The 13,664-nt window shown below is 56.9% G+C and carries 11 protein-coding genes and 1 pseudogene; 7 read left to right on the top strand and 5 right to left on the bottom strand.

The window, feature by feature from the left end; genetic code table 11:
• Positions 1 to 29: 29 nt before the first annotated feature.
• Positions 30 to 908, bottom strand: a complete 879-nt coding sequence (locus PEL8287_RS01245) for a substrate-binding domain-containing protein (protein WP_085890543.1) — start codon at positions 906 to 908, stop codon at positions 30 to 32.
• Positions 909 to 1,129: 221 nt separating this feature from the next.
• A pseudogene (locus PEL8287_RS01240) lies at positions 1,130 to 1,762 on the bottom strand (tyrosine-type recombinase/integrase).
• A 336-nt stretch (positions 1,763 to 2,098) separates the two neighbouring features.
• Between PEL8287_RS01240 and PEL8287_RS01235 the strand changes: the two are divergent.
• The 6 genes from PEL8287_RS01235 to PEL8287_RS01210 all read left to right on the top strand — a co-directional run bounded on the left by PEL8287_RS01235 (position 2,099) and on the right by PEL8287_RS01210 (position 6,803).
• A complete protein-coding gene (locus tag PEL8287_RS01235) occupies positions 2,099 to 2,389 on the top strand; it encodes a hypothetical protein (RefSeq protein WP_139837659.1) in 291 nt (96 codons plus the stop codon).
• An 86-nt stretch (positions 2,390 to 2,475) separates the two neighbouring features.
• Positions 2,476 to 2,703 (top strand): hypothetical protein, encoded by a 228-nt coding sequence (locus tag PEL8287_RS01230; RefSeq protein WP_085890541.1) that lies wholly within the window; start codon positions 2,476 to 2,478, stop codon positions 2,701 to 2,703.
• Entirely contained in the window at positions 2,703 to 4,169 is a 1,467-nt protein-coding gene (locus PEL8287_RS01225) for a TolC family protein (protein ID WP_085890540.1), read from the top strand. Before PEL8287_RS01230 ends, PEL8287_RS01225 begins: the two co-directional genes overlap by 1 nt.
• A gap of 14 nt (positions 4,170 to 4,183) precedes the next feature.
• On the top strand, positions 4,184 to 5,524 hold the full coding sequence (locus PEL8287_RS01220) for a multicopper oxidase family protein (protein WP_139837658.1): 1,341 nt from the start codon (positions 4,184 to 4,186) through the stop codon (positions 5,522 to 5,524).
• A gap of 39 nt (positions 5,525 to 5,563) precedes the next feature.
• Positions 5,564 to 6,286: a copper-binding protein gene (locus PEL8287_RS01215; RefSeq protein ID WP_085890539.1), complete on the top strand. Its 723-nt coding sequence runs from the start codon at positions 5,564 to 5,566 to the stop codon at positions 6,284 to 6,286.
• Positions 6,287 to 6,368: 82 nt separating this feature from the next.
• Positions 6,369 to 6,803 (top strand): c-type cytochrome, encoded by a 435-nt coding sequence (locus PEL8287_RS01210; RefSeq protein WP_085890538.1) that lies wholly within the window; start codon positions 6,369 to 6,371, stop codon positions 6,801 to 6,803.
• Positions 6,804 to 7,110: 307 nt separating this feature from the next.
• On the opposite strand, the gene PEL8287_RS01205 is transcribed toward PEL8287_RS01210, so the two are convergent.
• A complete protein-coding gene (locus PEL8287_RS01205) occupies positions 7,111 to 8,745 on the bottom strand; it encodes a winged helix-turn-helix domain-containing tetratricopeptide repeat protein (protein WP_085890537.1) in 1,635 nt (544 codons plus the stop codon).
• Between the two features lie 167 nt (positions 8,746 to 8,912).
• Between PEL8287_RS01205 and PEL8287_RS01200 the strand changes: the two genes are divergently transcribed.
• Positions 8,913 to 9,332, top strand: a complete 420-nt coding sequence (locus tag PEL8287_RS01200) for a hypothetical protein (RefSeq protein WP_085890536.1) — start codon at positions 8,913 to 8,915, stop codon at positions 9,330 to 9,332.
• 232 nt (positions 9,333 to 9,564) lie between these two features.
• On the opposite strand, the gene mfd is transcribed toward PEL8287_RS01200, so the two are convergent.
• Together mfd and PEL8287_RS01190 are read right to left on the bottom strand one after the other, a co-directional pair.
• On the bottom strand, positions 9,565 to 13,017 hold the full coding sequence (gene mfd, locus PEL8287_RS01195; protein ID WP_085890535.1) for a transcription-repair coupling factor: 3,453 nt from the start codon (positions 13,015 to 13,017) through the stop codon (positions 9,565 to 9,567).
• A gap of 39 nt (positions 13,018 to 13,056) precedes the next feature.
• Entirely contained in the window at positions 13,057 to 13,587 is a 531-nt protein-coding gene (locus PEL8287_RS01190; protein ID WP_085890534.1) for a component of SufBCD complex, read from the bottom strand.
• Positions 13,588 to 13,664: the final 77 nt, after the last annotated feature.

Below are 13,664 nucleotides of genomic sequence, written 5' to 3'. Positions count from 1 at the left end.
AGTCAGTGGTATTCTTTTTAGCACGGGCCTCACCGCAGTGCTTCCAGTTCTCGCATCCGTGCGGCGATTCCGGCGTATAGATCCGGTTCTCCGAGAGCCATTCCATCAAGCTGCAGAAGATCCAGCGCCTGCTTGCCGGTGTCCTGTTCGACGAGCGTTAGCAACGCCTTTTGAAAGGCGCGGATTCGCGGTTCACTCATGCGTTCCTTTCGGGCACAGAAAGGTGGAAACCCGACCCACTCCGATTTTGCAATCACTTTGGTTCGCCGGGTCAATTCCGGTTCCTCTTTTGCCAGAACTTCCCAGACATAGCCGTCCACACTTCCGGAGCGGACCAGCCCTGCCGCCACCGCCCGGACAACATTCCGGTGCCCGTAGGTGAAAATCGAGCGGCTGAAGAAATCGGTTGGTGTTTCACCAGCGCGGACCAGATCGGTCACCGTCATGAGGTAACCCGAGTTTGAATCCGGGTCGGAAAAGGCATGCGCGGCGCCTTTGAGGTCATCCAGAGTCGTCGCAGTGTCCGAGGCGCCGACGATCAGATAGGATTGATACAAAGGCTGGCCATGCCATACCGGAATGGCCAGCAATGAAAGCGCATCCTGATGCTGAAGGAACGGGAAGCCGCAAAGCCAAGCCGCATCCACCGCCCCCTGCAGCAAGAGGCCGGTGACTTCCTCATAGGTTCTTCTCTGTTCGAATTCGACAGTGAAGCCGGACGCTTCAGACAAGGCCGTCCCGAGCTTGTCCAGCAGGTTGGCGTCGTTGTCGAGAAATACAGGTGTAATGCCTAGCCTGAACCGGTCCCTTCCTAGAGCAAAGCCAGGTCTTGTACAAAGTGTGCTTCCTAAAATCCCTAGAAGTTTGCGTCTCGAAAACAGTCGCAATGGCCGATCTCCTATACACATTGCTAAAGGATAGCATGTCGTGTCCGGCATTCTAATGTGGAACGCCAATTGTCGAAAGCTGTCAATTATGTGTGGTTTGGCTTCCGTAGGATCTGTCGAATCCGAAATTCGGTTTGTCGCGTACAGAAGTTCTTTTTTTCCACGTACGGCCGCTTTCGAGTAGAACCTTGGGCTAGGTCACACATCGGCTTTGGGTCGCCTGTTAAGACGGCCCAGAAAATCTAGATTTCATTGGCGTGTGCAATAGCCAGGGCGTCTTCAAGCTCAACACCAAGATACCTGACCGTGCTGTCCTTCTTCGTGTGACCTAACAGCAGTTGGACGGCGCGCAGGTTGCCCGCTTTCTCGTAAATTTGGGTAACCTTCGTCCGCCGGATCGAATGCGTACCGTAAGTGTTCACCTCAAGGTCAATCGAAGTTACCCAGTCACGGACAATCCGCGCGTACTGGCGGGTCGAGATATGCAGACGCTCATGGAAGCGGCCAGGCCTAAGGTACTCAGAGCCAACCATGAGCTCGTCTTCCATCTACTTCTCGACTGATGCCCGGGTGCCTTCTGAAATCTCGAATCGTACCGGTTTTTGAGTTTTGCTTTGCAGAACGGACGCGCGTTCTTTGATCTGACCCGAGGCCATCACATCCACGACTTTCATCTTCACAAAATCACAGCCGCGGAGCTTGCTGTCGATCGCCATGTTGAACAGGGCGAGATCGCGATGGTTTTCGGCCAATTCAAGTCGAACGCGGATGGCCCAAACGTGTTTGGGTTTCAAAGGCCGTTTCTGACCGACGATGCGACCCTTGTTCCAGGCGGGGCGAAGTGCGCGAATTGCCGGTAGGTCTGGTGTTTCCATGACTGATCCTCCGATCCGCCACGCCCTCCCACAACGACAGCCCGACGTTGACAATCCATCATAGCACAAGATGCTGCGCTGCCTCCGAAGTCTGCAACGAGCCCTGTTGGCAGATGCTGCGCTGAGCATGAATGTTCGCGAAGCGCAGAAGGTTGCCATTCGACATAAAATTTAATTTTGAGGGCCACACAACCTCGTGATCAAAAACCATCATAAACAAAACTGATTGCGGGAATGATGTTACGACGCTACCTAGAAGAAATGATGAAGTTGCACTGCATCTTTCGTATCTTTGTACTCGCACTGATTTTTGCAGTGGGTGCAAATGGTATTGTGATGGCATCTAACGACGTGATGCATAAAGAGAATTGTATTCATACAGACGCTGGTGACACTCTGACCGATCACCCCGTTCATGGGCATTCGGATCATCACGATACTGCTGACAATGCAGCGCCAGGGCATGACCACGAAACCTGCATGATGCACGCCTGCTCGGCCATCACGTTTGAAGCGCTCGCCGCAGGTGAGATACCGGCTTCACTGTCAGCGGTTCTGACCACATCTGAACATGAGCTTGCCCCGCTTGGCCTTGCTGAGAATTTTCTGAGACCGCCAGACGCCTGATCTATCCGGCTGGACCGGATGTGAGCGAAGGGACCGCACGTCAATCGTGACGGACCGCAAATCTCATCTATCGATCAGGAAATATCATGAAATTATTTATCGTTTTGGGCTTTCCAATTGCCCTTGCCGCTTGTGGCAATGTCACCGAACCCGCGCCGTCCGAGACATTGGCAACTGCTGCCATCGCAGACGGGCATCCATCTCACGCACCGAATCCTGCACTTCTTTCTGGCTACGTCGAGCGCCCGGTCACCGGCCCAGCTTCGTGGCGCAAACTGAACGAGCAGCAATCCCCAAGCCAGGGAGGCATTTGATGAGACATTTGAGAAGTACAGGTTTGAGCCTGTTCGCTGCACTGTCGCTCTCGGCTTGCGCATCTCCGCAGCAAGTGGCCCGGTTGTCGGACCCGAAATTTGCTTTCAACACCGTATCTGGCACCACGCAATCGGTGTTGAGAAAAGAAACCGTCCTGCTGATGGATGCGGCAGCGATTGAAGCCAACGCCAAACGCGTCCACGCAATGGTTCAGGGAAAGACGCTGAACGCAGATACCGCCGTACAGGTGGCATTATTGAACAATCGTGGCCTGCAGGCCGCTTATGCTCAGATGGGTATTTCCGCGGCCGAGGCCTGGCAATCCATCATGATGCCAAACCCGGTCGTCTCGATCGGAGTGCTTGGGATCAACGCAGATGGAGTGGGCGCGTACCGGTCTATCGAGGGGACCATCGCCAGCAATCTGCTGGCTGCGTTTACACAGGAAGGCCGCAGCAGGCGGGCAGACGTCCAGTTCCATCAGGCACAGCTGGCGGCTGTTCAGGAAACTCTTAGCGTTGCGGTTGAAACCCGCCGTGCCTGGGTTGAAGCTGTGGCGGCGTTTGAGGCCGCAGGTTTGATCCGGGATGCGCAAAGTACTGCGAATGCAGCCTCAGAGCTTGCGGCGCGTCTTGGGGATACCGGTTTTCTCAACAAGGCGGATCAAGCGCGCGAACATGCGTTTTACGCGGAGTTGACAGGACAACGTGCACAGGCCCGGCTTGCGGCCACATTGGCAAAAGAGACACTGACGCGACAGATGGGTCTTTGGGGCAGTGATGTGAACTACTTCGTGCCCAACAGTCTGCCGCGTTTGCCCGGACATGTGCACAGCCGCCCGCATATCGAGCGGGATGCGCTGAAATCGCGGGTTGATCTGGCCCTTGCACGGCTTGAACTGGACAGCATGGCCAAGTCGCGCAGCATGACCGAAGCCACACGTTATGTCACCGATCTGGAGCTGATCGTCGGGGCCGAAAAAGAGCGCGAGAATGACGGCGACGGAATCAGTTCCGAGACCACGCCGCAGGCCGAGCTAGAGTTCGCGATTCCGATTTTCGACAGCGGCAAGGCACGCCTGAAACGGGCAGAAGCGGCCTATATGCTTTCGGCGCATCAACTGGCGGAAAAGGCCGTGAATGTCCGCTCCGAGGCCCGGGCGGCCCATGCCTCGTATGTGGGCAAGCACCAGATCGCCCGCCACTACCGCGATGCTGTCTTGCCCCTGCGCCAGACCATCGAGGAAGAGGCGCTGCTTTCCTACAACGGCATGATCACCAACACGTTCGAGTTACTGGCTGACACCCGTGCACGGCTGAATTCAAACCTCATGGAGGCAAACGCCCGGCGGGATTTCTGGCTGGCGGACGCCAACCTTGTCTCGGCCATCCATGGCGGAGGCACTGCAAGTGGTGGCGGCGCGAAAATGGCAGAGGTGGCCGGTGGCAGCACCGCAGCGCACTGAACAGGAGAAAAAAGATGATGAACAGACGCCAACTACTTACTGCCGGTGCGGGTCTCATGGCCACCGGTGCCATGGCAAAATCCCAAAATATGGGCCTGCCCGAGGCCGCGATCATGGACAGCCCCAGCACGCAAGCCCCGCTCAGGCCCCAGTCCGGCCCCGACTACAACCCGGTGGTCACGCTGAACGGCTGGACGCTGCCCTATCGCATGAATGGCAACATCAAGGAATTTCACCTGATTGCCGAGCCGGTGGAACGCGAACTGGCCGATGGCATGACCGCCTATCTGTGGGGCTATAACGGCCAGTCCACCGGCCCGACGATTGAGGCTGTGGAAGGCGACCGGGTGCGCATCTATGTCACCAACAAATTGCCCGAACACACGACGGTGCACTGGCACGGCATGATCCTGCCTTCGGGTATGGATGGCGTGGGCGGTCTCAGCCACCCCGGTATTCCGCCCGGCAAGACCTTTGTTTACGAGTTCGACCTCGTGAAGTCGGGCACCTTCATGTACCACCCGCATGCCGATGAGATGGTGCAGATGGCAATGGGGATGATGGGCATGTTCATCGTCCACCCCAAAGATCCGGCCTTCATGCCGGTGGATCGCGATTTCTGCATCATGCTGAACGCGTTCGATATTGATCCGGGCACCTACATTCCGCGCGTGATGACGATGACCGAGTTCAACCTGTGGACCTGGAACAGCCGGGTGTTTCCCGACATTGACCCGCTGGTAGTCAACCATGGCGATCGCGTCCGCGTGCGCGTCGGCAACCTGACGATGACCAACCACCCGATTCACATGCATGGCTATGACTTCGAGGTGACCTGCACCGATGGTGGCTGGGTTCCGCCCGAGGCGCGTTGGCCCGAGGTGTCGATCGACATTCCCGTCGGCGCGATGCGCGCCTACGAGTTTGACGCGGTTCATCCCGGCGATTGGGCGATCCACTGTCACAAGTCACATCACACGATGAACGCCATGGGCCATGACGTGCCCAATTTCATCGGGGCAGACAAACGGGCTCTGACGGGGATGATCCGCAAGCATCAGCCAGAGTACATGCCGATGGGCAGCAATGGCATGGCCGAGATGGGCATGATGGAGATGGAATTGCCCGACAACACCGTACCGATGATGACCGGCTGGGGTCCGCATGGGCCGATTGAAATGGGCGGCATGTTCTCGGTTGTCAAAGTCCGGGAAGGCATCGGCGCCGACGATTACTCCGACCCTGGCTGGTACGAGAACCCACCCGGCACCGAAGCATATGAATGGACCGGCGAACTGCCGGAATTCTCCTCCAACAACAACCCAAAGACTGTCCTGACAAATCGCAAGGCCTGAGGGTTCGGCACGAATCCGATCAGATAAAGGAAAAACAAAATGAAACTCGTAACACTTTCTGCAATTGCAGCACTTAGCGCCTCGTCCGCCTTTGGCGCGGGCTCGCACGATCACTCTCATGGCGGAATGGAAGAAGGCCACATGATGGAAATGATGGCGATTGGTATGCCCGGTATGATGGGCAAAGAGGATCGCACAATCGAAGTCACGATGCGTGAAACCGATGACGGCGGCATGATTTTTGAGCCCATGCAGTTCGATATCAAACAGGGTGAGACGATCCGCTTTCACGTCACCAACAACGGCGAGCTGGAGCATGAATTCGTGATCGACACGCTGGTGGGTAACGCCAAACACAAAGAGCTGATGGCCAAGATGGAGATGGAGCACGACGATCCAAACTCTGTACGTCTTGATGCAGGCGAAAGCGGTGAGGTTATCTGGACGTTCGCCAATGCGGGAACGTTCGAGTTTGCCTGCCTCATCCCCGGCCACTACGAATCCGGCATGCATGGCCCGATTGAAGTTGCTGAAACGATGACCGAACGCACCTATACCAAGGGCGTGGTCAAGAAGATCAAGGCGAGTTCCGGCAAGGTCACCATCATCCATGAAGAACTGGTCGATCTGGATATGCCTGCCATGACTATGGTGTTCCGCGTCGCCGACAACGCGATGCTGGATGCCCTCAGCGAAGGCCAGGAAATCGAGTTCATCGCCAAACGGGTAAAGGGCAAGCTGACCGTCACTGACCTGAAGTAATACCTCTGGCCAAGACTGCATCGGTGCGGTCTTGGCCACTTTGTCTGCCCAGCGAAAACAAAATCAGACCAGAAAGGTGCAAATGCGAAAATTCATTATCCTGGTTGGGATTATTGTCATCGGAATAGCGGCCTATGTCGCTGCTCAGAAAAACCGGCACATGCCCATGACAATGGTCAAAACACCTGATCAATCCAATGCACTCGCGTCTGTTAAATTGCCGGCAACGCTATCGGTCGAGGCTTCTATAGGCAAAACAGCTTATCAGGCGAAATGCTCAACTTGCCACGGCGATAATGCGGCGGGAAAAGACGGTGTCGCACCACCCTTGGTTCACTATATTTACGAACCCTCGCATCATGGCGACGAGGCCTTTCAACGGGCTGCCTCACTGGGCGTGCGCAGTCATCACTGGCCTTTCGGGGATATGCCCAAGATAGAAGGTTTGACCCGCGCAGATGTTGCAACAATCATTGCCTACATCCGGGAACTTCAGCGCTTTAATGGTATCAACTGATACCCGCCATCTACACAAAGCACCGACACCGGACATTGGTGAAATCGCAGCGAAAGGCTGAAATATCATCACACTGGCCTCTTGGCCGAGGCAAGATCATGCAGCTGCAGCGTAAGTCCAGAGTGACGGGCTGCACTGCAGCATCAGGCCGTTACGTTCAACGTTGGCAATGGGCCGTGAGTACCGGGCGGAAATGCCACCAAAGCCCTCGATGCCGCGACGAAAGCGTGGTCCGCGGCAAGCCCAAGGTGACAAATGCTGCGCTGACGACAAATGGCCGATACGGCGGATGCGCGTGCTATTCTACTTAGTCAGGAATCCCTGCATTGCTGAGGCTAGACAGCCAGAGTCTTCGGTTCTCAGGATGGTTTTTCGATCCGGCGAACTGCCGCTGCATGGCCGTAATAGAGAGGTTCGGATTTAGGTCGAGCGCAGCCTCGACGGCTGCATTCGCCTCTTCCGCGCGATCCATCTCGATCAGGTTAGCCGCGCGCAAGAGATGGTGGAATGTCTGCCAGGTTTTGCTGGTGGCCACTGTGCCGAGTTGCCGTGCCGCCTCCAGGGCTTCTTCATGCCGACCAAGGTGAAACAGGATGTGGCCCTTGTAGAAATACATGTTCTGCAGCATCGGGTCACGGGGACTGAGCTTTAGCGCCATGTCGATTTGCGGCAGCGCATCTTCCTGCATGCGGAACCAGTCGTAGGTGTGGGCAAGCTCCAGCCTGATGCGTGCGTCGTTGGGGTTAAGCATCACCGCCCGTTCGAGGTTCGCGATGGCTGGCTCGGCGTCTCCAGTGAAACGGTAGATATATCCGAGCGCGGCATGGGCCTGCGCGTCCCTGTTATCCAGCGCAATCGCGCGCTTGGCGGCTTCGGTCGCAGCCACCAACGTATCTTGCGGTGTGTCGCTCCACTGAAAGAAGAAAATTGTTCCAAGCGCACGAGCCTTCAGACTGTAAGCTGCGGCAAAATCCGGGTCCCGTTCAATCGCTTCTTCCGCAAACCGGATTGCATCGGTCTGGGCGTCCTTTGAAAACACCGCCTGTCGGGCACGTCCCCGAAGATAAAGATCCCAGGCGCCAAGGTCGTCGGTCGGCTCTGCAAGCGCGTCCGAGACATCCGACTGATAGATTTCCGGAAGCAGTCGGCCGGCGATTGCCTGGCTGATTTCGTCCTGGACTTCGAAAATGTCGATCATTTCACGCTCGAAGGTTTCTGCCCATATCGTTTCGTTGGCTCTGACTTCCACAAGCTCGCCACTGACCCGAACTTTGTCACCGAAACGACGAATGCTTCCGCGAACGACATATCCGACGCCCAGGTCACGGGCGATTTCCAGGGGTGTTGCCGGTTCTTCCGCGTAAGAAAGCATTGTCGCACTCGAGACCACAAAGAGCTCGCGGTTGCGCGACAGATGGGCGGTCAGGTCATCGGTCAACCCGTCGGCGAAATACCGCGTCGAAGCGTCTTCACTCAGGTCGTCAAATCGCGTGACAGCAATCGAAGGCTTGCCGGTGTCCAGGGCGTCAGGACCATCGCCAGAAAGCAGTATCCAGACGGAAAGAAGCGCCGTCACAGCCAGGACCGCGACAACTGCCCAGCGTCTGGAGGGCTTCGGTTTCGCCTGTTCCAACGGCTCGACCAGTGAGACCGGCGCAACGAACTGAAACCCCCGTTTGGGATAGGTCTTGATGAAGCGGGATGTAGCCGCAGAATCGCCCAGAGCTTTCCGAACAGACCGGATACGCGTGTTCAATGCCGCATCAGTGATCGCATTCCCGTTCCAGATTTCGGCGATGATGTCCTCTTTGCTGACAATCCCTTCCCGGCGGCTGACGAGGAATTCAAGCAATTGAAGCGCCTGCGGTTCCAGGGCCACGGGATTGCCATCGCGGGTCAGACCATGCGCAGAATCAAGTTGGAAATCGAAGAATTTGTACATAAGGCAGCCTCTATCCGGGCGATGTCGCGGTTTAACGAGCGATCCCGGTTGTCATTTGAATGTCAGGGAAAATCATCTTTCGATCAAGCTTCGCGGCGGCAGCCGATCTATTCGTGGTGTCCGGGGTAAGTGCTCCAACACGAAAATTGTCAAACGAGGAGACTGACATGACACGTTTCACACGCGCCGCCGCTGCTGCTGTGGCTATTTCCTTGGCGGGAAGCGCCGCCATGGCGGAAACCGACTTGGAGGCCGCGCTGAAGAGCGGTGGAGAGAGGCTTAAGTCTGACGAGATCGCGGAGCTTTTGATCGGCAATATCGTCACGGCCAAATCGGGTGAGAAGATGTTCAGGTTCTTCTATGACCCGGCCAATGTCCTGAAAGGAGAACTGACCAGTGGCGGATGGAGTGGGACGGGCGCCTATGCGATCACTGACACCGACCAAGTATGTGTCTCGATGGCCGCCGATAAGGGCCGCTATCGTTGCCTGAGCGCTGTGCGCACTGGCGATACTGTCCAGAAGTTCAACGCCGACGGCAAGATGACTTTCGAGCTTCTTGATTTCGAACCATCGACGGGGCTTTGAATTCGATCATTGCTGCCATTGTCCTGGACAGTACCAATGGCAGCAAGCCCGCTGAGCGAGATTTAGTCACCTCGCGGATTTAGCGCGCGCAGCGAATGGCAGGTTCGACGGGCCGCGTCGCAGCATCACGGCCTTTTGGTGAACGGCAGGTCAGGGCCGTTCTCTCCTTCAAAATCCACCGCGCAAGCTTTGCAATTCTCGTCCCCGCAGCTTTCGAAACGTACGTCCGGGCTCAACCCTTGGCCTTGGTGCGTTTCTTCTCGGCCACCACTTTTTCGGCCAGATCGCGGGCGATGGCAAAGGCGCCCTTGATCTTGTCGCCCTCAACCTTCCAGTCGCGGCGCACGACGATCTTGTTATCGCGGACCTTGGCCAGCCCACGCTGATCCTGAATGAACTCGACCAGCCCTTGAGGCGAGGCGAACTTGTCGTTGTGAAACTGGATAGTGGCGCCCTTCGGCCCGCCATCCAGCTTGGCAATTCCGGCCTTCTTGCACATCGCCTTGATCCGCACGATCAGCATCAGCATGTTCACCTCGCGCGGCAGTTTGCCGAACCGGTCAATCAGTTCCGCAGCAAATCCTTCCAGTTCGACTTTGCTCTGTAACCCACTGAGCCTGCGATACAGTCCAAGACGTACATCCAGGTCTGGCACATACGCTTCGGGGATCAGAACCGGCACACCCAGATTGATCTGCGGCGCCCATTGATCGTCGGCCTCTGACAGGCCCTCCATCTCTCCGGCCTTGATCTTGGCAATCGCCTCTTCCAGCATCGACTGGTACAGTTCATAGCCGACATCGCGCATCTGGCCGGACTGCTCTTCGCCCAGAAGGTTCCCCGCCCCGCGGATATCCAGATCCTGACTGGCCAGCGTGAAACCCGCCCCCAGCGTGTCGAGCGACCCCAGAACACGAAGGCGTTTTTCGGCGGTGGGCGTCAGTTTCATCCGGGGTTTGGTGGTCAGATAGGCATAGGCCCGCGCCTTTGACCGCCCGACCCGCCCCCGGATCTGATAGAGTTGAGACAGCCCGAACATATCAGCCCGGTGAATGATCATCGTGTTTGCTGTCGGGATATCCAGACCGGATTCAACAATCGTTGTCGCCAGCAGAACGTCATATTTGCCGTCGTAAAACGCGTTCATCCGATCATCCAGCTGCCCCGCAGCCATCTGACCGTGGGCCACGACATAAGACACCTCGGGCACCTGGGTTTTCAGGAAATCTTCAATCTCGGGCAAATCACTGATGCGGGGCACCACATAGAAACTCTGCCCTCCGCGGTAATGTTCGCGCAGCAGCGCCTCTCGGATGGTCACAGAGTCAAATTCGCTGACATAGGTGCGGATTGCCAGACGATCGACCGGCGGCGTGCCGATAATGCTCAGATCGCGCACGCCGCTCAGACTTAACTGCAGGGTGCGCGGAATCGGCGTCGCGGTCAGCGTCAGAACATGCACGTCACTGCGCAGTTGTTTCAGCCGTTCCTTGTGACCGACACCAAAGCGCTGCTCTTCGTCGATCACCAGCAGCCCAAGGTTTTTGAACCGGATACCCTTGGCCAAAAGCGCATGTGTGCCCACGACGATATCTACCGTTCCGCGCGCCAGGCCGTCACGCGTCTTGGAGGCATCACCGGTACTGACAAAACGCGACAATGGCTTGACCGCAATCGGAAACCCGCGGAATCGTTCGGAAAAACTCTGATAATGTTGCCGCGCCAACAGGGTCGTCGGGGCAATTACCGCCACCTGCATACCGTTCATCGCGGCAACAAAGGCCGCGCGCATCGCCACCTCGGTCTTGCCAAACCCGACATCACCGCAGATCAGCCTGTCCATTGGTGAGCCAGATTCCAGATCGTGCATCACATCCTCGATGGCGCCAAGTTGATCCTCGGTCTCGGAATACGGAAAGCGTGCGGCGAATTCCTCCCAGGCGTGATGCTCGGCTTGCAGCACGGGCGCCTTGCGCAACGCGCGCTCGGCGGCAATTCTGATCAGCCGGTCAGCCATTTCGCGAATGCGTTCTTTCAGCTTGGCCTTCTTGGCCTGCCACGCGCCCCCCCCCAGCCGGTCCAGCAGGCCTTCTTCATGGCCGTATTTCGACAGCAGTTCGATGTTCTCGACAGGCAGGTAAAGTTTGGAATTTTCGGCATATTCCAGCGTCAGGCATTCATGCGCTGCCCCCAGGGCGGTAACCACTTCCAGCCCCAGATACCGGCCAATGCCGTGGTCCACATGCACAACCAGATCGCCGGGGCTTAGCGCGTTGGCCTCGGTAAGGAAGTTCTCGGCCCGGCGGCGGCGCTTAGGCCCCCGGATCAGGCGATCACCCAGCACATCCTGCTCGGCAATCACCGTCAGATCAGGGGAGTCAAATCCGTTCTCCAGCGGCCAGACTGCAAGATGCAGCCCGTTCCGGCCAATCCGCCCGGCGTCGCTGACCGTAATTGCACCGATCAGGCCCTCATCCTCCAGCAAACCCTCCAACCGCTCGCGGGCACCTTCGGAATAGGCCGCCAGCAACACCGGCCCATCCGCAAGCTTTGCGTCAATGTGGTCTTTCAGGGCACTGAACAGGTTGATGGACTCCTGCTGGCGCTCTGGTGCAAAGTTGCGCCCGATACGCCCGCCGGCATCAATCACACCGGGGCCTGTCGCCTGCGGCAGCGGCACAAGCTGCATCACCCGGCGGTCAGAAATCACCGAAGTCCAGGCCGCATCATCTAGGTACAGCAACTCTGGCGGCACGGGTTTGTAAACCGTATCGCCACGGGATTTCTGGCTTAGCACATGTTTGCGGGTTTCATATTGATCCGCCACGCTATCCCAACGGGCCAGCCGCGACGGTGTTACCTGATCGTCCAACGCAATTGTCGCGCCAGGCAGATAATCAAAAAGGGTTTCCAGATGCTCATGAAAGAACGGCAACCAATGTTCGACGCCCTGATGCTTGCGGCCGGCACTGATCGCCTCATAAAGCGGATCATCGGTGCCCGCCGCGCCAAACTCTATCCGATAGTTCTGCCGGAACCGGGTAATTGCAGCTTCATCCAGAATTACCTCTGAAACCGGGGCCAGTTCGATCACCGAGAGTTTCTCGATGGTACGTTGCGTGACCGGATCAAACCGGCGAATCCCGTCCAAAACATCGCCAAAGAGATCCAGGCGCACAGGGCCACTGTCACCAGGTGGATAGATATCGATAATCCCACCGCGTACCGCGTAATCACCAGGCTCGGTCACCGTGGGCGCCTGACTGAACCCCATGCGCACCAGAAAGGTTTTAAGTGCATCTTCATCAATCTGATAATTCACGCGTGCGCTAAAGGCCGCATCACGCAATACTTCGCGCGCGGGCACCCGCTGCGTCGCGGCATTGAGAGTGGTCAGCAGAATAAAACGCCCCGACATGCCATGAACAAGACCGGCCAGCGTCGCCATTCGTGTGGCCGAAATATCGGCATTGGGGGAAACCCTGTCATAGGGCAGACAATCCCACCCCGGAAAAGTGATGACCGGAACATCGGGCGCAAAAAACCGCAGGGCCGCCGCCATGGCCGCCATTCGCTTGTCATCGCGCGCCACGTGACAGACCGGCCCATCACGGTGCGATAATTCGTTCAGGATCAGCCGCGCATCAAACCCTTCGGGCGCACCGCTGACGGTGACATGATCCATGGTGTTTCTTCCCGATTACCTGCTTGCGACCTGGTCCGCTTACCACGACAGGGCGCTGTGGTTCATGTTCTGCAACATTCCCCACATGGCAGTTACAAAAATTGAGACCACACCAATCGCCTGTGTGATTACCCGGTGACGGTGCAAGCGCTTGAACAGGGCCTCCCCGGAAAGTTCCAGCCGCTGAATCGCACTGGCAGAACTGACAGACACCAGTGCCACAATACTCATCGGAAACGCCATCAGGAACAGAGCCTGCGCAAATTCATTATGGTAAACAAAGCCCAGCAGGCAAATGGCTGTTAATGCAAAAAAGATAGCACCGGTCAGCAATAACCCGGATTCGCGGGCGATGTACAAAATGCGATTGGTGTTGATTCGCACAAGATCTTCCAGATCCGCCACGCTCTTGGGGTCTTTCCCCTTGTGCGCTCGCATCGCCATATCCCATGGCACGCCAAGAACCCAATGGCTGGTTGTTGACCAAAGTACCGCCAGCGCAATCCAGAACCAAAGATTGCTGAAACTGCGCATGTCAATCAATTCGAAAACGTTGTCGTACCAGTCCACGGATTGACCCCAATTAATTCCCTGTCGCCCCTCTTAGCGCTGCTGCGCGGCAATTCCTACCCTTGAGATGCTTGAAT

It is taken from the genome of Roseovarius litorisediminis (assembly GCF_900172295.1).
Taxonomy (GTDB): domain Bacteria; phylum Pseudomonadota; class Alphaproteobacteria; order Rhodobacterales; family Rhodobacteraceae; genus Roseovarius; species Roseovarius litorisediminis.
This window is presented reverse-complemented; position numbering and strand designations above follow the sequence as displayed.